This is a genomic window from Haliscomenobacter sp., assembly GCF_041740695.1.
GTDB lineage: Bacteria > Bacteroidota > Bacteroidia > Chitinophagales > Saprospiraceae > Haliscomenobacter.
Map to the genome: position 1 here is coordinate 100,498 of NZ_JBGSLK010000043.1, position 19,744 is coordinate 120,241.

Consider the following 19,744-nt stretch of genomic DNA (forward strand, 5'->3'; position numbering starts at 1 on the left):
GCTTTATTCTCTCAAAAAAACTATATTTCTACAAAAGCTAAAAATCATGGAAGCAGCAACTTTGCCGATCCAGAGTGATTACGAAATTGAGCGTGGTAAACCTATTCCTAGTAAGCTACATGCAGTGGTACAAATGAGATTAATCCTGTATTTGGGAACCCATTATAACGAACAATACATTCTCTTACCCGAATTCGCCTTGGACACTCCAGGTCAGAAGTCTGTACCGGATCTTTCTATTGATGAACTTAGTCCTGTTGATTTCAATAGGGATGAAATCAAAAAACCAACTCCCCCGCTCGCGACCATCGAAATCCTTTCTCCCACCCAGGTGTTACAAACCCTACTGGACAAAACCAATGAGTATTTCTCTTCTGGCGTAAAATCCTGCTGGGTAGCCATCCCACCGCTCAAGAGCATTTATGTTTTTAAAGCACCAAATGACTATCAGGTATTCAGTCATGAACACATTTTGCGTGATCCAAATCTAAACATCGAGGTCCCTCTTGGTGTTATTTTTGCATCATGATCAAGTTACTTGCCTTTTCATTGCTATTTTTTGGTAACATTTGCCTGCTAGCTGGGCAAAACGACTGGCGCATTGCGGGTAAATCCGTTCCTGCTCTTCAGCAAAAAATCTCCCTTACTCCTACTCTATCTTTTTGGAACCGAACGCCCCTTGTCGCTGTTACAGACAAGCAAAAACGCCAAAACTTTACTTCAGCCGCCAGCTTTCCGCAATGGTATTCCGTAGATCAACTTCCTTTTTTTTGCAAAATGGAAGTCAAAATGGAAAAGGCCATTAAATTTCCGGTGAAAGTCCGCTTGGGTGAGGTGCAGTATGTGGAAAAAATGGAAGGTAAACCGTATTATTAATGCCAAAGCCGCTCGGTCACAAATCTTATGGCTCTATTCCGCACTTACCTGGTTCAAGACTGGGGAGTGGCGATCATCATTGCCACGACGGCCAAGCACGGATTGCTACCCAACAAACCCGCGATGCCAAAGACCTCGTGATCGTCCAGGAAAAACTCGATGGCTCCAATGTGGGCATTGCCAAACTGCATGGCGAAATCATTCCCTTGGTTCGTTCCGGGCATCATGCTTCCTCTTCTCCTTATGAACAGCACCACCATTTTGCCTCTTGGGTGCAAGAACGCTACAAACTATTCGATGCCGTTTTATTAGAGGGAGAACGCCTCTGTGGCGAGTGGTTGTTGCAAGCACATGGCACGCGTTACAATTTGCAAAACCGCGAACCCTTTGTGGCTTTCGACCTGTTGTACAATCGGCACGAAAGGGTCATTTTTGCCGAGTTTCAAAGCCGACTGGCCTCCAGTGAAATTGCCATTGTCCCCACAGTATATGTCGGTGCTCAAGCTTTATCTATTCAGGCAGCCATGCAGCTGTTGGTTGAAAGTCATTATGGTGCCTTGGATCCAGTTGAGGGGGCCATTTGGCGCGTTGAGCGAGAAGGTAAAGTTGAATTTTTGGTCAAATATGTCCGCCCTGACAAAGTGGATGGAATTTATTTGCCTGAGGTGACTGGCAATGGTGTAACAATTTGGAATCTTTCGTCTTTGCTAGGCGAATAAAGCAGAATGACGAATCAGGGGTCTTACCTCCTATTCCTCATTCATTCCAATTCCACTGGGTTAAGTAGTCATCTGACTTTTTTAGGGTCAACTATTCAGCCCCGTGGGATACAGAGCTACTCCTCACTCAAATGAAAATGCAAATCCTTCCACTCAAACATTTTAGGCTTGACATGCCCATCGAGATAGTGTGTTGGGGTAAATTGAATTTGAGCAGCCTTGCACCATAGGCCATGTTGTTTGATGGAGGCTTTAGCTTGTTGAATGATAGCGGCCTCCAATTCCTGGGGATATTTTTGATCAAATTGGGCCTTGGATAGTTGGTAGTAGTCGGCAAAAATTTGCTGGATGCTTGTACCCATCAGGTGATGAACCATCATTTGGACGGCCTGATTAAAAACGGCCTGCTCTTCTGATTCGCCCACGCAAAAAATCACTTTCACTCTGAGTGATACTTCCTCTTGAAGGAGTTGATCAATTTCTTTAAAAGCAGTTTCACACGCACCACACCAGGGGTTGGTAACCAATACAGCTTCGTGCTTGGCACTCGTTGCTCCAAATTCAGGAATGACCACTTCTTCAGGCAAGGGAAGCAACGCAGTTTCATTCTGCAACGCAGCCTTTAAAAGTGCTGGATTCCTTTTGATCGCTGCTAATTTTGACCAAACCGCATCATGAGCTAAGGCTTTTTCAATGTATGGCTTCAACAAGAGCCACAGGAAAAAAGGAATAGCAAAAGAGGTGAATACAAATAAAGTATCATAGCCCGCCAAGGCTTGCAGCGGCCGAAATGGCAATACCACCGTCACGAATTCTATCACAAAAAGCCCCAGCACCACCAAACACAGTGGACACCATTGCTTTGCTTTAAAAGCTTGGTGATACACCGACCATGCTGAAAAAAGCAGCGTTAGCCCACTCAAAATCTGCACAATAGGGTTGGCAAGATAGGCCTGTTTGAGGCTTAAAAGTGCTCCGATGCTTCCAATAAAATACAACAAGCCCAGTTCTGACCAGCCGATCAACCCTAAAAAGCTAGCCGATTTACTTTTAAGCAGATTGTCACATTTGCTTTTTCGGCTGATGACTTGGCAAGCTTTGGCCGCTAGCTGATTTTGGGGGCTTAGTTGGTCCAGCACTAAAATGGAGCAAATGATGATGCCAAAAATTTTGACGATCAGCAAAAGGTAGCCAAGCCAGGGATGAACTAGTGCAAGACCGCTGATGAAAATTTGTAGAGAAATAATTAGGCCTGTCCTGGCAAAATCCTGCTTATTCTCTGCAAAAAAGAAGTTTAATTTTTCTAAAAAAGAGCGCTTAGGGCGTTGAATATTTTGCCAGTCTACGATTAATGCAGCACCTGACCAAATTTTTAGAAAATCTTCAATCCGTTCCTCTAATTTCCTATTTTCATTATCCCGACGGATGACCCAGTCGCCATTGATGCCTTCAACAATGGAAAACAGCCCATTGTCCACTTTTAAATGGGCAATAAATGGACTGGGCAAGTCAGGTAGTTTTTCCGAAGGAACTTGGATGCATAAATTATCTACCCGATATGTTTTCAACACTTCGTGGATGGAAAACAAGCTGGGGTAGCTGGGATGCGATAAAAAAAGTGTCTTTAGTTCTTGCTTCGAGACTTGAAAATCAAGTATACTCCTAAGCAAGTAAAAGGTCGTTTCCAGGATGTTGTCCTGTTTATTTGAGTTTGTCCAAAAAGGCTTTGACATCTTCAGGTGTTGCGTTTTGGAGAATGATATGGCCGTTGGGGTCAATAAGAAAATTTGTTGTAATAGATGTTATTCCGATTTTTTTAGCAAAAGAATTTTTGAAAGATGGATAGTCAATACTGTGATTAGCTGACATGAGTTGGTCCTCGGCAATTGCTTTTTTCCAATTATTCTCACTGTAATCTAATGAGACAAGCAATGGGAATAGTAAAGTATTTTTAGCAATATAATCATTGTTTATAAACTCATAATTCAAAGCACGGGATTGTTTAGACCAACTAGCCCAGAATACAATGAAAATATATTTTGTTTGAAAATCATTCAAACGTATTTCCTGATCATTAAATCCTTTAACTCTAGAATTAAAGGGGATTTCACTAATAACACTGTTAGTATATTGAAACTTTGAACGAAAAGTTTTAGTGAAGTGTCGAAAATCATAATTACTTTCAAATCTTTCTTCTAATGTATCAATGTGCTTCTTAATTTCATTTAGATAAATATTAGAGTTTATACCAATAAGACAAAGCTCTTTAAGTAAAAAGCTATGCGTATTAATTATTAACTTAAAAGTATACTCTTCAAGTTCCAAATCTAATCCATCTAAATTTATTTCGTTCTCGCTATTAGCTATACTACCATGTGTCTTTCTTATTATTGTTTTTCTTTTATTGCCAATTTCTTGAATCTTATTAATGTAATTATTTCGGTCAATAGAAGAAGGAGATCCTTGTATTATCGAGGAATCAATTGTGACATAATTATTAGATTTTATATTTATAGTTTCATTTGGCTTTGTAAATAATTCAAGGTAACTTGATTTTTGCTCATATCTAATTTGTATCCACTCTTCGTGTGTTATTTTCTTTTTTAGTTCATAAGAGCCTTTTATCATTTTAACGGTATCAATTATTTCACCATTCTCAGACATTGTAGATATGTACACCCGTTGATCCATACATGATTCGCAGATGCCATTTATCATAAGGTTCTCATTTTGGGCGCATAGTAATATGCTAAAACATATAAACAAGACTACATAAACAAGTTTTTTCATAGTAAGAAAATTAAAATGCAATTAATAATAAGTATGACTCATTTTGTTTACAGTATGCTGCAAGCAAAATGAGTCATACCAATACATCACACAAACTTAAACTCTTTTATTTTTTTGCGAACTTTATTGTTATATAAAGCAATCAATTTTGGGTCGATTGATTTAAAACAATCAATATTGGCAAGGTAATTAATGATATGAAACTTGCACAATGGCCTAAACCAAAACTGATTGCTCTATGTAACAATTTCATTTGCCCGTTAGATTATTCAACCGCTCCAGAACAGCTTACGCTTACGATTTCATCTTTCGCCCATCCTTCGTACAAATGCTTTTTGTAAGTTGCTTCTGTTGCTTCCCTCCACGAATCAGAACAGGCTGTTCCTGTGTCAGTGATAGTTGTTCCATTCACTTTAAATGAGGTGACACAAGTAAAGGCGCCCTTAAATAATCCTCCCCCACAATCTGGAGCAACTCCACCCTGAATTAATTTGGATTTGGGTTTTTCTATAGCCCAAATATTCCATTTAGAAAAATGATTAGTATCCATAAAATTGGTTTTTAAGCATGAATCGAATAGCTGCTTGCTAAAGTCATCAAATTTGGACTAAATAAGTCCTATTTGTAGGAAACCTTGCAAACAACAAATCAAATTAAAAAACACTATACCTACGGCTCAGCATCCCAGCCATAATTTTCAAACATACACTTATTCCATTCTTTCAGTGCAGCGTTAACAGTAGATAAATAATACACAGATGCAGCTGCATCACAAACAGCCCAAAACGGGCCTGCTGCTAAGCACGCTATTAGCTCTCCGCCATAAAGTGCTGTTGCCTGGGCAATACTGGCATTCATACCGTCAGTACAAATAAGATTTGCGACCCGCAGCTTCTTGTGCTTAGATTCTATATTCCCTTTCTCGGCATCTACCAAATCCGAATTTCCCACCTTTAGTGTCAATAAAATAGTTTCATAATTAATTCTTTCACCATATTTATTTAAAAGTTTATTCATGTCTTGTCTAATAAGATTAAGTTCATCTTTTACTCCAATTTCAATCAAAAAAATTTCCTTCTCTTTGTCATCTTGCGAATAGTTAATCCTTTCTAAAGTCCGAGAATTAATGTCCGCAGACTTTACGATTAGGCTACTTATTTTTTTGATAGCACTAATAAACACTTCATCCTGAGCCAAAATCTCTGCAATTTCCTCATCTGATTTAATGTCGAAATTTTCCTTTTGGCAAGAAAAGGATATTGAAAGCGTTAGCAAACTAAACAAAATAAACTTCTTCATTTAGGTTTTGATTTTAGTTAAAAAATAAAAGAAAGAGCTCTAATTAGGCTCATCTATATACAAATCTACCCCTCCTCACTGCACAAATCATGCAGTACCCAAAATTCCCTTAAAAAATTTTCACCGCCCTTAATTTTCTCTGCATCCACCCGCTGTACAAACAGCTCCCGGCGGAATTCCACATCCGTTGTATAATAATAAGACTCCCGCTGCGAGCAATATTCCACCGGAGCGCCCAGGCTCCGCAAGGTATCAATGAGTTTATACACTTTACGTTCGCATACATTCAAGCGGCGAGCCAGTTCGCTGGGCTTGCCGGTAGCTTTGCGGCGAATGAGGCCGTCGAGGCGGTCGATGAGATCGAGGATTTCGAAGAATTTAAACATAGGAGAGAAAATGTTTTAATGTATGAAGCAGGATAAAATAAAGTACGATTTGACGAAGTACGAAGTACGATTTGGCACTCATCCGATATCCGTACTTCGTACCTCGGCACTTCGTACTTCGCTTAATCGTACCTCGTACCTCTTTCCTTCGTACATTTCACTGTCCAATTTGCCACAGTTTTCCGAGCAACCGTTCCAACATCCGCCGTTCCTTGGTTACAATCCGAGCTGTGCCGCTCAGGTTTTGGCGAAAAGGAATGATTTTATTGTAGCTACTACGCAGCGTATCGGAGAGTTTCACCTCCACTTGGTAAAAGAACTTGCCCTCTTGATCAGTGGCTGGCAGTCTGGAAATATAGCTCACCGTACCCTCCAGGTAACCAAATTCATCGGGAGGGAAGGCATCGAGCTCGATTTGCACCCGGTTGCCAAGGCTCATGCGTCCGCTACCCGTAGTGGGGGCAGTGCAAATGGCCACTACACCCTCGGAGCTGGCCGGAATGATGGTGCCTGGAGCTTTGCCAGCGTTTAGAAATTGCCCTTCGCCCAGGCCCGTTTGCCACACCAAAGTGCCAGCAATGGGGGCGGTGATGAGGTATTGAAGTTTCCATTGGGCCAAAGCGGCTTGCAATTGCTGCGTAGCTTGTTGGTAGCTGCGGGTACGTTCTTCCTGACCAGTTTGGCGGTCGGCGTGCAGGCGCAGTTGTTCGGTACGGAGTTGTTCGGCGCGCATGCGGTTTTGGATGGCCTCTTCCTTCATGCTGTGTGCGGAGCGGCGAGCCTGGAGCCAAGCCGTTTTTTTGCCCTCCAATTCCTGGTCGCTGATGACCTTTTGCTTGTTTAGGCTGCTGGCCCGATTGTAGTCGCGTTGCACCAGTTCAACTTCCTCGGAATATAGCGTACTGCGCTGATCAAGGGCTTGAGCCAATTCAGTATTGCGTTCGGCTTCCTGCTGCAAAGCGGCAATTTGTTCCTGAGTGATGGTTTGCGCAAGGAATTGCTGCAAAGCTTCTCTGGTTTGCAACCAGGACGCAAAACTAGCTTGTACATCGCCAAGCTGCAATGGGCGGCTTGGCAGTACAATGGTGCTTTGTACAGGTTTGGCAATAGCTTGTTCCACCCATTGGAGGTCTGGCCAATGGGCAGCGCTATGGATCAAGCCCAGCGTTTGCCCAACTTGTACCCATTGCTGGTTGGGCACCAAAATGGACCCCAGTCGACCGCCATTGGCACAAACTACTTCCACCGGAGCTTGTTGGGTACGCAAAAGCGCCATAGCCTGAATGCGATCGGGATAACGGATAAACCAGCTCATGGCTACCGCCATTGTGGCAATGGTACACATGAGCCCCATTCCGGAGTGGAGTAGCCAAGAGGGAGGAGTGGCGAGAAAATCCTGGAGGGCATCGGGGCGAGATGCAGGGGATGAGGTTGTTGTTGGCATAGAAGTTAATTTTGATGTACGAAGGAAAGAGGTACGAAGTACGATCAAACGAAGTACGATTTGACGAGGTACGAAGTACGAATACCGGGCGCATCCGGTATTCGTACTTCGTACCTCGTCAAATCGTACTTTGCTTTATTGTGCTTTATTCATTGGTTCTGAGCTTTTTCAAAGTGGCTACGACAATCGCCAGTAATTCATTCGTTTCTTTCCACAGTGGTTTCAGATCTGTTTTAGCTTCGGGATGTAATTCAGCGATGATTTCCAGCCAGTACAGGGTTTCGTCCAGCTCTTCTTCCACAATTTTGATTTTATTCAAAAAATCCTTCGCGGACTTGGCTCTACATGCGGCACGGTAATTGGCTCCAGGTGAAGTGGCAGAACGGATCAATTGTGCCCCAAGAATTTTGAATTCCTGCTTTACTGGCAGTTTTCTCACCATCAGGATTATTGCAATGGCCAGTTTTTTATAGCGCTCTTTTAATTGTTGAGTCTGATCCATGATTGGGCGTTTTGAAGTACGATGGAAAGAAGTACGATGGAAAGAAGTACGAAGTACGATGGAAAGAAGTACGAAGTACGATTTGGCACAGCATCCGGCATTCGTACTTCGTACATTGTCACTTCGTACTTCGTTTAACCGTACTTCGTACCTCTTTCCTTCGTACATTAATCTCATTTTCCTAATTCCAGCTGGTTCTTCACCAACGTATAATACGCTCCTCGTTTCTCCGTCAGCTCCTCATGCGTTCCCAATTCCACAATCTTTCCTTGGTCCAACACCACAATCTGATCCGCATGTCGAACCGTACTCAAGCGGTGTGCAACCACAATGACTGTACGTCCCTGGAAGAAATTATCCAGTTGTTCGATGATTTCTTTTTCGTTGTTGGCGTCCAGAGCATTAGTGGCTTCGTCGAAAAACAGGAACGCGGGGTCTTTGTACACGGCGCGAGCAATCAAAAGGCGTTGCCGTTGGCCTTGGCTGACCCCGTTGCCGCGTGCCCCAATCATGGTATTGAAGCCCAAGGGGAGCGATTCGATGTAGGGGCGAATGTTGGCGATGCGTACCGATTGATCCAGTTGTGCGGAGTCGGGAAAGCGGGCACTTTCGGAAATGTTGTTCGCAATGGTATCTGAAAAAAGGTACCCGTCCTGGAGTACAGCACCACAGTGTCCGCGCCAGGCATCGGATTGGATTTGGTTGAGCAAGGTAGCTCCTACCCGAATGCTGCCTTTTTGGGGGTGATAAAAGCCCAAGAGGAGTTTGAGCAGGGTGGTTTTGCCACTGCCACTCGCGCCTACTATGGCCGTAACTTTTCCACGGGGGATGTTCAGGGTCAGGTTGTCCAAAACCCATTCGCTGAGCGGATTGTAGCGAAAACGAACCCCATCGAGGTGGATGTCACCTTGCGTAGGAATGGTGGGAGATTTGCTGTCGTCGTGGGCGTCTTCGTTTTCCTGCTCGTGGATTTCATTGAGGCGTTCGAGGCTGATCCGGGTATCCTGGGCGGAGCGTAGAAAACCAATGAGTTGTTGGAGCGGGCCGTTTAATTGCCCCACGATGTATTGCACGGCCAGCATCATGCCCAGCGTCATTTGCCCAGCCATTACCGCTTGTGCGGCCAGGAAGGTGATGAAGATGTCTTTGAGTTGGTTGATGCCCAAACCACCCAGATCCTGGTATTGGGAAATGTTCAAACTGCGCATTTGGGCGCGCAGGAGTTTAATCTGGATGTCCAACCACTGGTCGCGGCGCTTTTGGCGACTGCCTTGTAGTTTGATTTCGGGCATACCCTGGATGATCTCCAGCAGGGCGTCCTGGTTGCGGGATTGGTGGCGAAAGGAGAGGTAGTCGATTTCTTTCCTTTTTTTCAAAAAGAAGGCCACCCAGAGGGTGTATGCCGCCGCTGCAATCGCAAAAACCGTAAAGATCGGCAAAGAGTACCAGGCCAAAACGCCGCCAAACATCACCAAATTGAATAGGGACAAAATCACCGAAAGGGCGGAAGAAGTTAAAAAGCTCTGGATGCGGTGGTGGTCGCCAATCCGCTGGAGCAAATCCCCGGTCATTTTGCTGTCGAAAAAACCCAGCGGTAGACGCATGAGTTTGGCCAAAAAATCGCTGATCAAGCTGATGTTGATGTGGCTGCTGACACGCAGCAAAATCCAGGACTGAATGAAGCGGATCGCCATTTGCCCGGCAAAAAGCATAAACTGTCCGAGTAGGACGACGTAAATGAAGCTTAAATCCCGCAGGGCAATCCCGTTGTCAACCACCGATTGGGTTAAAAAGGGAGCAAAAAGGGTGAGGATGGCACTTAGCCCCATGCCCATACCCAATTGTACGAGCATGCGCCGTTGTGGCCGCAAGTAGGAAAATAAGGTACCAAAACCTCGTTTGCGCTCACCAGGGTTTTCTTCTTCATAAAAATGGGGCGTCAGCTCCAGGAGCATGGCCACACCTTTGTCCCCGTCGCTGAGCCAGGAGTCAAGAAATTCGCTGCGTTTAAGTCGGATTTTTTGCCCAGCCGGGTCAGCAATCCATACGAAACGCCGACTGATGCGAAAAACCACCACGAAATGGCGTTGTTGCCAATGGGCAATCAAGGGCAGTGGCGCTTGCATGAGCCCGGGAATTTCACCAGTATTCGTAAAAGGGACTTTGACCGACAAGGTGCGGAATCCAATTTTTTCAGCTGCATTGCCAATGCCGTGCATACTCACCCCTTCCCGATCAATGTGGCAGTGGGTGCGCAGGTAATTGGCTGAATAGTTGCGCCCATAGTACTGGGCAATCATCCGCAGGCAGGTTGGCCCGCAGTCCATGGTATCGTGTTGGCGATAAAGGGGGAAGTAGAGTTTTTTCGAACTAGTCTTAACCATAATAAATAAAGGATTGTTGGGAGATATGAAACACTAGAAATGTACGATGTACTTAGCACGAGTCATTAATGTACGAATGAACGAAGTACGAGGCACGATGTAAGTTAAATTCTGCTGTAAGTCTTGTACTTCTCTTAATTTACACTCTGCCACATTAGCCACAATTGTGGATAATGTGTTCAAGATTTCGTTGAAGTTTTCCATTGCTCTTTATTTATCTCTGATTTCTGATGTAAAAATATTAGCTCTTTCAATCTCAATCAAGGAACTTTTACCCTCATTTGACCACCCCAAATTTTCGCTATTGCCCTAAAAGATGTCATTTTGACTACCCAAACTCAGTTGACGACAAGATTTGTATTCAAAATTCAAATGCAAGATCAAGCATACATGTTTCTAAAATTTTGCAAATTGTCGAAAAATACACGGCAAATTGTAGTAAATACTGGAATTAAAACTAATTTAGCTGCAATTATTGCAAATACCAGCATCAAAACTTGCAAAATTGCTCGCAAGAAATGGCTGGATCACAATTACTCAACTACAAAAAAAACTTAAGCGTATGTACAAAAAGTACGTGTTCAGGTACATAAGCGGCATGGCTTTGCTCTTGCTGCTTCCCTGGGTCGGCTATGCTCAAGGCAAGGTAATGCTCAAGGTCAATGGAATCGTCAAAGATGAGACTGGAGAGCCGCTCATTGGTGTGAATATCCAGCTCAAAGGCACACCCGTCGCCAGTATCACCGATTTGGATGGCAATTACACCCTCAGCGGAGAAGTAGCTGAAGGTGAATACAACGTAGTGACCAGCTACATCGGCTACTCCAACAGTAGCCAAACGGTACAGGTTTCGGCCAGCAATGCCACGTTTCAACTGAACTTCGACATGTCGCCCGACATGCTCAATCTGGATGAAGTGGTCGTTACAGGCAACACTTCTACAACTACACGGAAGTCGCTGGGCAATAACATCTCGGTGATCAATTCGGACAAAATCAAAAACTCGGCAACAACGAACTCACTAGGTGCCCTTCAAGGCAAAGTGATGGGTGCACAAATCACCCAAAACTCGGGTGACCCTGCCGGTGGGATCAGCATCCGTTTGCGCGGCGCCTCTTCGATCAACGGTTCCAGTGATCCGCTCTACATTATCGACGGGATCATCGTGGACAACTCTTCCCAAAACGTGATCAACCGCAACGCGGATGCACAAACTACGGGTTTTCAGGCTGGTCAAAACCGCCTTGTCGACCTCAATAGCGCCGACATTGAGCGGATTGAGGTGTTGAATGGCGCTTCGGCAGCGGCCCTTTACGGTGCTCGTGCTGCCAACGGCGTGATTCAAATTTTCACCAAGCGGGGCAAAGCTGAAAAACTAAGGGTTGAGTTTTCTACCAGCCTCGTCACGAGTGCCTTGCGCAAGGAAATCCCGATGACCACCATTGGGGAGCGTTTTGGTAAAAAAGGGAACGATCGTCTGGAAACCGCGCAGGATCGTTTGTCCATTCTGCTAACCGTTGGTTTACCAGATGCCACTTTAACTTCACAAGGAGTCAAATTTGTCAAAGCCGGTTACACGCCTCGTACCTTGGTCACCGACAAATATGCAGTAAAACGGTACAACTACTGGGATGACATTTTCCAAAGTGCCATGGGAACGGAAAACAACCTTTCCTTTAGTGCGGGCAACGACAAAACCCAATTTTACGCCTCCCTCGGCTATTTCGACAATGAAGGTATCTTGAAAAATACCAACTTCAAACGTTACAACCTCCGCCTCAACCTCGACCAAACCTTAAATTCCTGGGCAAAATTGTCCTTCGGCTTGGGGGCCAACCTCTCCCGCTCGCAGGACATGCCCAATGGCAACAACTTCTTTAACCCCATCTCCGGGGTGTTCATCATCGACAACGTGTGGGACCTCAACGAACGGGATGCCAATGGCAACCTTCGTCAAGTAGAGCAAGTGCGCATCAACCCACTCAGCATCATCGAAACCTTTGACATCAGCCAGCAGACTTACCGCACCATGGGCAACGTCAAGCTGAGTCTTTTCCCAGCCAAGGGTTTGAACATCGACTTGATTGGTGGCGGCGATATCTACTCACTGCAAGGGAACGAATACCACCCACGCCTACCTTACAGCGGGGTTAGTGCCGACTTCTTCCCTGACGGTTATGTGAGTTTGGCCACCGACAACCTGATGCTCTTCAACAACGACTTGAACATCACTTACAACCGTAACCTGAGCACGGCCCTGACTTCGACCACGATGGCGGGCTACCAAATTCAGTACAACCGCCGGCAGTACGCCGCACAGGATGGACGCGATTTGGCGCCGTTTGGCAAAACCATTGCCGCAGCCAATAACCTCTTCAACCGTCCGGTGCAAAGCATCTCTGAACGTTTCATTTCTGGTGCGTTCATTCAGCAGACTTTTGGTTGGAAAGAACAGGTGTTCATCACCCTGGCTGGTCGGATCGACAAGTCTTCCGTTTTTGCTGAAGACAACCAGAACAATTTCTACCCCAAGGTTTCGGGTAGCTGGGTATTGTCCGATTACATCAAAAACAAAGACCTGATTTCCTCAGCTAAACTGCGCGCAGCTTACGGCCAGGCGGGTAACCTGACCGGGATTGGTGCTTACGATCGTTTTGACAACTACCTCTTGTCTTCGATTGGTGGTTTGGCCTCAATTACACCTTCTACCACTTTTGCCAACCCATCAGTGCGGCCTGAAAAGATGACCGAATTTGAATTTGGTGGCGATTTTGCCTTTTTGAAAAACCGCCTCAGCCTGAGTGTGAACGTCTACAGCCAGAAAATCACCGACTTGTTGTTGACCAAGCCCGTTCCTCCTTCCGTAGGCGGTACCAGCATTGTGACCAACGTGGGTGACAATACCTACATGGACAACAAAGGCTTTGAGTTGATGCTGAACGCCGCACTGGTGCGCACCAAAAACTTCAAGTGGGATCTGGGACTGCTGTACAACCAAAACCGCAACCGCGTGTATGGAATCGATGGCGACTTCTTCTTCCTGCGTACCGGAGGTCCTCAGGCAGTATTGAATGGTCAATCTTTTGGCGCTTTTTACGGCACTTATTACGCCCGCGACAACAATGGCAACTTGTTAAAAACCACCCAGGGCTTGCTGCAACCTGAACGTGGGGTACAAACTACTGCTTTTCAAGGCACCACCGATCGTGGCGCAGATGGCCAACCCAAAACCACTGGAGTAGGTAGCACCGAATTGCGCAAAGTGATTGGTGACCCAACGCCAGATTGGACGGGGTCGTTCAATACCAACATCGTGTACAAAAAACTGAGCTTCTACGTCTTGTTCGATGCGGTGATTGGTGGTGATGTTTACAACTGGAACCGCATCACTTCCAACAACGTGGGCTGGGGCCCCTTGGCTGAGCAGGAAATCCGGGGTGAAGTGCCTCGGGGTACCGTAGCTTCAGTAGCTGGCGGGATCAACGGTGGTCGGATTCAGGAAGAGCACGTGGAAGATGGATCTTTTGTCAAAATCCGTGAAGTAGCATTGAGTTACGAACTAGGCAAAGTGAAAGGTTTGTTCGAAAATTTCAACATCAGTATCATTGGCCGCAACTTGTACTCCTTTGACAACTATCAGGGTTTTGACCCCGAAGCCAACTCGGCTGGGCAAAGTGACCGAGTCAGAGGCGACGATTTTGGCGCAGTTCCAATTCCACGCACCTTGATGGTTCGTTTGAATGGTCGTTTCTAACACTAAAAAAGGTAAACAATGAAACTAAAACATATTATTTGTAGCTTTTTAGCCCTGGCAGCCCTCCTCCATTCGAGTAGCTGTACCAAAGAATACGTCAACCCCAATGCCGCTACCAAAACTGAGGTATTGAGTTCACCTGATGGTTTGATGGGCCTGGCAGTGGGTATCCGCCGGGAGTGGTCGGTAGGCGCGACGAGTGCCCTGTTCAATGTAGTAATTTGTAATGGACTCGCTACCAAAGAACTGACGGTTTTGAATACGGGCAACAACACCCTGGCTTCTCTGGAAGCAGGCAAGGGTTCACTGAATGGTGCCAATTCAACCATGGCCAACCTTTGGACTAGCGCCAACCTGGTCAAAGCTTACGCGCAACAATTGATCGATAATTCATCAGTAATTGGCGACCCAGGCACCAAGGCAGGCGTAGAAGCCTACGGCCTGTTCTTTAAAGCACTGGCCATCGGTACCTTATCCCAGTTTTGGGAACAGGTACCCACAGAGGTCATTTCTTCCAATGATTACATTGACGGTCAGCGCCCCGGATTCAAACCCCGCGCCGCCGCACTAGACGAGGCCATTGCCATCCTCAAACAAGCTGATGCAACCATCAAAGCAAATGCACCTTCGGCTACGTTTAATGCCAAAGTGGGTACAGACATCAGTTTGCCCAATGCCATTCAAGCCATGATTGCCCGTTTCAGTTTGATGAATGGAAAACTGGATGATGCACTTGCTGCTGCCAATGCGGTTAGCCCAACGGTGCTTTCAGTGTTCAAATACGATGCAGTGAATCAAAATCCGGTGTACCGCTCCGGTTTTGTGAGCAACAACGTCGTAGCGGGGGTAGCCAACTTTGGCCTCACGGGCGCTCTGGCGCCAGAAGCAGCCGATGCGCGGATTCCATTTTACCTGGGTGGTGCCACTTTGAGCAAAGCGACTGGGTTTTTCAAAAGTGATTTGGATGTAATTCCAGTGTACCTGCCTAGTGAAATGACTTTGATCAAAGCAGAGATTTTGGCGCGCCAAAACAAAATCGCTGAAGCCATTGTCGAGTTGAATAAAATCCGTACCAAGGCCACCGATCCGCTCAGCGTAACTGCGAAACTAGCAGCCTACAGTGGATCGGAAACACAGGCCGCAGTATTGGAGGAAATTTACAAGCAGCGCAGTATCGAGCTGTATTTGTCGGGTTTAAAGCTGGAGGATTCCCGTCGTTTCGGTCGCCCCGGCCCCACTGACCCTAACTTTGAGCGCAACCGCAATTTTTTCCCCTACCCCAACGTGGAACGGGACAACAATCAGGCGAATACGCCTGCGGATCCGGCGGTGTAAGAGTGAAAAGTGAAGAGTGAAGAGTGAAAAGCAGGCTACCGCAGCGACTTTGACTTGGGCTCTTGAACAAGTCGCTGCGGTAGCTCACTTTTCACTTTTCACTTTTCACTTTTTAAGTTTCACCCCCATCACCGGCTTTCCCGAAGCGCCATTCGGCGCATTGATGCTCAGCCAATCGGCTACTGTGGGCGCAATATCATGGACATAAGTAGGTTGATTCGTTGTGCCGGGCTCAATTTTCCAGCCGTAGAAAAGCAATGGAACGTGGGTATCGTATTCGTAGGCTACGCCGTGGGTTACACCTTTGGGGTAGTCTGAATTGAGAAAGCCCGGCTCCAGACTGAACATGACATCCCCCGAACGTTTGGAATGATAGTTGTTTTGCAGTAAGTCTCTTCTGAAACCACTACAAGTGCTGATGTTGGCATTGAGTGGCACAAAGGCGCAGGCAATCTCTGGCCGAGTCAGCAGAAATTCAACCGTAGCCCGCTCTACATCCGGCTTGTATAATTTATACTCTTGAATGAGTTTATGGTCAAAAAACAACTCCTGTTCATTGTAGATCGGCACCAGTTTTTTTGCACCAAAAAGTTTGGCCAAGTGCTGGTTTAGTGAGTCCTGAATGGCTGGGCCCATTACGGCCCATTTTTGGTAGCGGCGGTCACTCATGTAACTGCGGTTGAAAGGGGCACCGTGATCGGCACTCAAAAAAACCAGGTATTGGTCTTTCCCTACTTCTTGATCCAAGAAGTTCAGCAAGCCAGCTAATTCCAAATCCAAACGCAAATAAGTATCCTCCGCTTCGATGGAGCTGGTCCCAAAAAGGTGGCCCACATAGTCGGTAGAGGAATAACTAATCGCCAAAAGATCGGTGATGGCGTCTTTGCCCAGTTGCTCATTCAACAAAGCAGCCTTAGCCATTTCGGTGGTGAGTGTACTGCCCCAGGGCGAGTACGGCAAGTTGCGGATTTCCTCGGGTTTGTGGGGAAAGACCGGCTTATCTTCATTGCTGTATTTGCCTTCGTAAGGGCTATCGTCGACATCACTTTCGGTATATTGAGCCAGAGGTAGCAGGGGAGTCCAGGTTTTTTTGGCTAATTCCTGTGCCATTTTACGCTCGTTGAACTGCTGCACCCAGTTGGGTAACGTGTTGGTGTAAAAATTGCTGGTCACAAAGTTTCCGGTTTTAACATCCATCCAATACGTGCCATTGGAGAAAAATCCGGCAGGAAAAATTGAAGACCGATCCTTGAGAGCTACCCCAATTACTTTCGCCCGATGATTGGTGGCCAGTTTCAGCTCATCGCCCAGCGTAGTGACCAGCAGATTGCGGGGCGACATTTGCAGGGCAGCGTTGTCGGGTGCACCTACTGCCGCTACCGTTTTGTCTTCAGCGCAATACACCATTCGCTCCTGGTATTTGTCGTACCACATATTCCCCACAATGCCATGCACGGAGGGGGTGGTTCCGCTGTAAATGGTGGCATGCCCAGGGCCTGTTTCGGTAAAGGCGTAGGCATAATGATTGTTCCGACAGTTAAAACCCTGGGTAATCAGACGTTTGAAGCCTCCGCTGGAATATTTGTCCCAATAGCGGTAGAGGTAATCGTAACGCATTTGGTCAACTACAAGGCCAACCACCAATTTTGGACGCTCGGCAGGCGTTTGCGCAACTACAAAATTGGCAAGGAAGAGTAGAGCAAAAAGAGCAAGGTAGCTTCTCATTTGACAGGTTTTTGAACAAAAAAAAGGGCTTCGAGTGTTTTCGCGGGAAAATTAGGGGATTTTTTGGGGAAAGCGCTGCTAGTCACAATCATTTTGCTATTTGTTAACCTTCACCTCACTTTCAAAAGGCTTGGATGAAAAATATTACGACAAATGTCGTAGAAAAATTTGCATCTAATTGAAAAGGCATTTATATTTACGACAAATGTCGTAGACCATGTCCAATGAAACCAATAACCAGCCCTCGGAAGGCGAACTGGAGATACTGCAAATCCTCTGGAAAATTGAGCCAGCTACGGTGCGGCAGGTGCATGAGTTGTTGAGTGCAAACAAAGGGGTTGGGTACACTACCACCCTGACCCAAATACAACGCATGTTGAAAAAAGGCCTTCTCAGCCGAATAGACCAGGAGGGCGGCCATTTCTACCGCTGTACCCTTCCGCAGCAACAAGCCCGGCAAAACCTGGTGGATAAACTGGCCCTACAACTGTTTGAAGGTTCGGGTACCCAATTGGCCATCCAGGCCCTGGGTTCCGGTAAAGTCAGCCAGGCTGAACTGGCGGAATTGGAAAAGCTCCTCAAAAACATTAAAGACCAGCAATCCCATGAATGATGCACTCATCCTCAGTTTGGGCTGGACCCTCTTACATTCCCTTTGGCAAATCGGGTTGCTCGGCCTTTGCACGCTTGGCCTGGAGCGACTCTTGCGTACCTATTCCGCACAATTGCGGCACCAGGTAATATTGTTTATGCTCGGTGGCATGGTGCTGGCCAGTGCTTACACCCTATTCCTGGAATGGCGGTATTTCGCAGAAGTGCAGCACCTTGCCCCGAACTTGACAACTGATTTTATCTCAAATGCTGCCAACCCTGTTTATACTCATTCGATTGATAGCGGCCAAACCCCAGTTCCTTTGCTTCAACGTTGCAAATGGTGGATCGAAAGCCACTTGTATTGGCTGGTGAGCATTTGGGTGCTGGGGACGGCCTTTTTCAGCCTGCGTTTTGCCTGGAATTACCTGGCTTTGACGGTGCTGCGGCGGAAGAGTAGTAGCATAGTTGATCCCCAGGTTTTGCATTTGGTTCAAAAAGTAAAAACGAGCCTGGGTTTGCGCCAAAAAATCCGGTTTTACAGCAGTCCCACCTTGAGTTCACCGCTTACTTTTGGGCATTTTTTCCCGGTGGTCATTCTGCCTGTTGCCCTGCTTTGCCAAACGCCTCCGGCATTGTTGGAAGCTTTGATCCGTCACGAGTTGATCCACATTCGCCGGGCCGATTTTTTGGTCAACCTGTTGCTGGCTCTTTTGCAAATCTTCTTTTTTTATCACCCCTTGATTTGGGCGCTCAGCCGCCGCATCCAGGAGTTGCGCGAGGAGGCTTGTGACGAAGCGGTCCTGCTTTCTGGTTGCCACAAACTCGTGTACGCAGAGGCGCTCCTGTACTTGCAACGATTACATCACCATCAAAATATCCCCTTGGTTATGCAAGCTCAAAATCATGCTTCTCATTTTGCAACGCGGGTACGCCAGATTTTGGCCGGCCCCACTGCCAACAAGCCTCAGATTTTTACACAACACTGGAGTAGCGCTGTGTTGTTGATGCCCTTGTTGCTCCTTGCCTTGGGGCTCTTCGCCCCGGTTGCGCAAGCGGAAAAGAAAATACCTGCACCCAAAGTTAAACCTACGTTTGTATTGCCAGAAAAACCCGAAACCGAAGCGACAAAGGCGACGACCAAACCATTGGTGAAAGATCCAGAAACAATTTCCCCCTCAATAGTTGTAGAAAATCCTCCTCCAAGCATAACAACCAGCACTATTGACAGTCTCCCCCAAAGCAACAATGATGCCGTGCTTAGTGTAGCCGCCGACCGAATGAATGTGTTGTACATGGGTGTGGATAACCCCATTAGTGTGGCCATTTCGGGTGTTTCTGCTGATCAGGTAAAAGTTAGTAGCCGGGATGTTCAGTTGATAGAAACAGGAAAAGGGAAATTCATCGCCAAAGCGGCTAGACCAGGAAAGGCATCAATTCTGGTGGAAGCGCCGAATTATCGGCAAGAGGTAGAGTTTCGGGTGAAGCCGATTCCGGATCCCGTGGCTGTTTTGGAAAAAATTGGGATGATGGGTGGAGAAATCAGTATTTCAAATATGAAATCATTAACAGCATTGGATACCAAGCTGAGTGGTGTTGACTTCGATGTGAACTGTGGTATTTTAGGCTTTAATTTTATCTTTATCCGTAAAAGAAGTAACCCTATCCAAGTTTCAAATCCTGGCACACTATTTAATGCCCAGATGCTTGAGTTACTAAATTCTATTGAAGTTGGCGATATGATGATCTTTGACAACATCCGCGCCAAATGCCCTGGAGATGCAGAAGGCCGCAAAATCAATAACATCTCGCTCAAAATCATTGCCGATCCTGAGAAAAAAGAATAGCCGCTATAAGCAGATGGTTACAGCAGCTCGAACTAAGCTCAGCTGCTGTAACCAATCTCCACTTTCCGCATTATCCTGGAAAAAATCATGCT

Annotated in this window: 16 protein-coding genes; 7 read left to right on the forward strand and 9 right to left on the reverse strand. The window is 46.2% G+C overall.

Going from position 1 to position 19,744, the window contains the following annotated elements; translation table 11 throughout:
• Positions 1 to 46: 46 nt before the first annotated feature.
• From ACEW9O_RS09315 to ACEW9O_RS09325, 3 genes are read left to right on the forward strand one after another with little or no spacing between them, the layout of a single operon-like run.
• Entirely contained in the window at positions 47 to 529 is a 483-nt protein-coding gene (locus ACEW9O_RS09315) for a Uma2 family endonuclease (RefSeq protein ID WP_373549881.1), read from the forward strand.
• Positions 526 to 876 (forward strand): hypothetical protein, encoded by a 351-nt coding sequence (locus ACEW9O_RS09320; protein ID WP_373549882.1) that lies wholly within the window; start codon positions 526 to 528, stop codon positions 874 to 876. Before ACEW9O_RS09315 ends, ACEW9O_RS09320 begins: the two co-directional genes overlap by 4 nt.
• On the forward strand, positions 876 to 1,595 hold the full coding sequence (locus ACEW9O_RS09325) for an RNA ligase family protein (protein WP_373549883.1): 720 nt from the start codon (positions 876 to 878) through the stop codon (positions 1,593 to 1,595). Before ACEW9O_RS09320 ends, ACEW9O_RS09325 begins: the two co-directional genes overlap by 1 nt.
• Positions 1,596 to 1,711: 116 nt before the next feature.
• Here the strand turns inward: ACEW9O_RS09325 and ACEW9O_RS09330 are convergent, their stop codons facing one another.
• The 8 genes from ACEW9O_RS09330 to ACEW9O_RS09365 all read right to left on the reverse strand — a co-directional run bounded on the left by ACEW9O_RS09330 (position 1,712) and on the right by ACEW9O_RS09365 (position 10,400).
• Positions 1,712 to 3,328 (reverse strand): vitamin K epoxide reductase family protein, encoded by a 1,617-nt coding sequence (locus ACEW9O_RS09330; protein ID WP_373549884.1) that lies wholly within the window; start codon positions 3,326 to 3,328, stop codon positions 1,712 to 1,714.
• Positions 3,297 to 4,313, reverse strand: a complete 1,017-nt coding sequence (locus ACEW9O_RS09335; protein WP_373549885.1) for a TlpA family protein disulfide reductase — start codon at positions 4,311 to 4,313, stop codon at positions 3,297 to 3,299. Before ACEW9O_RS09335 ends, ACEW9O_RS09330 begins: the two co-directional genes overlap by 32 nt.
• A gap of 337 nt (positions 4,314 to 4,650) precedes the next feature.
• On the reverse strand, positions 4,651 to 4,935 hold the full coding sequence (locus ACEW9O_RS09340) for a hypothetical protein (protein ID WP_373549886.1): 285 nt from the start codon (positions 4,933 to 4,935) through the stop codon (positions 4,651 to 4,653).
• Between the two features lie 119 nt (positions 4,936 to 5,054).
• Positions 5,055 to 5,684: a hypothetical protein gene (locus tag ACEW9O_RS09345; protein WP_373549887.1), complete on the reverse strand. Its 630-nt coding sequence runs from the start codon at positions 5,682 to 5,684 to the stop codon at positions 5,055 to 5,057.
• 65 nt (positions 5,685 to 5,749) lie between these two features.
• Complete coding sequence (locus ACEW9O_RS09350; RefSeq protein ID WP_373549888.1) at positions 5,750 to 6,070, reverse strand: hypothetical protein; 321 nt, start codon at positions 6,068 to 6,070, stop codon at positions 5,750 to 5,752.
• A 157-nt stretch (positions 6,071 to 6,227) separates the two neighbouring features.
• Complete coding sequence (locus tag ACEW9O_RS09355) at positions 6,228 to 7,514, reverse strand: HlyD family secretion protein (protein ID WP_373549889.1); 1,287 nt, start codon at positions 7,512 to 7,514, stop codon at positions 6,228 to 6,230.
• A 145-nt stretch (positions 7,515 to 7,659) separates the two neighbouring features.
• Positions 7,660 to 8,016: a four helix bundle protein gene (locus ACEW9O_RS09360; RefSeq protein ID WP_373549890.1), complete on the reverse strand. Its 357-nt coding sequence runs from the start codon at positions 8,014 to 8,016 to the stop codon at positions 7,660 to 7,662.
• 173 nt (positions 8,017 to 8,189) lie between these two features.
• Positions 8,190 to 10,400, reverse strand: a complete 2,211-nt coding sequence (locus tag ACEW9O_RS09365; protein ID WP_373549891.1) for a peptidase domain-containing ABC transporter — start codon at positions 10,398 to 10,400, stop codon at positions 8,190 to 8,192.
• A gap of 562 nt (positions 10,401 to 10,962) precedes the next feature.
• Between ACEW9O_RS09365 and ACEW9O_RS09370 the strand changes: the two genes are divergently transcribed.
• Both ACEW9O_RS09370 and ACEW9O_RS09375 read left to right on the forward strand, forming a co-directional pair.
• On the forward strand, positions 10,963 to 14,154 hold the full coding sequence (locus ACEW9O_RS09370) for a SusC/RagA family TonB-linked outer membrane protein (protein ID WP_373549892.1): 3,192 nt from the start codon (positions 10,963 to 10,965) through the stop codon (positions 14,152 to 14,154).
• 18 nt (positions 14,155 to 14,172) lie between these two features.
• Positions 14,173 to 15,489 carry a RagB/SusD family nutrient uptake outer membrane protein gene (locus ACEW9O_RS09375; RefSeq protein ID WP_373549893.1) on the forward strand — a complete coding sequence of 439 codons (1,317 nt, stop codon included), beginning with the start codon at positions 14,173 to 14,175 and terminating at the stop codon, positions 15,487 to 15,489.
• A 105-nt stretch (positions 15,490 to 15,594) separates the two neighbouring features.
• On the opposite strand, the gene pafA is transcribed toward ACEW9O_RS09375, so the two are convergent.
• Positions 15,595 to 17,214 (reverse strand): alkaline phosphatase PafA, encoded by a 1,620-nt coding sequence (pafA, locus tag ACEW9O_RS09380; protein ID WP_373549894.1) that lies wholly within the window; start codon positions 17,212 to 17,214, stop codon positions 15,595 to 15,597.
• A 217-nt stretch (positions 17,215 to 17,431) separates the two neighbouring features.
• On the opposite strand from pafA, the gene ACEW9O_RS09385 reads away from it, so the two are divergent.
• Positions 17,432 to 17,827 carry a BlaI/MecI/CopY family transcriptional regulator gene (locus ACEW9O_RS09385; protein ID WP_373549895.1) on the forward strand — a complete coding sequence of 132 codons (396 nt, stop codon included), beginning with the start codon at positions 17,432 to 17,434 and terminating at the stop codon, positions 17,825 to 17,827.
• Positions 17,820 to 19,652 carry a M56 family metallopeptidase gene (locus tag ACEW9O_RS09390; protein ID WP_373549896.1) on the forward strand — a complete coding sequence of 611 codons (1,833 nt, stop codon included), beginning with the start codon at positions 17,820 to 17,822 and terminating at the stop codon, positions 19,650 to 19,652. Before ACEW9O_RS09385 ends, ACEW9O_RS09390 begins: the two co-directional genes overlap by 8 nt.
• Positions 19,653 to 19,744: the final 92 nt, after the last annotated feature.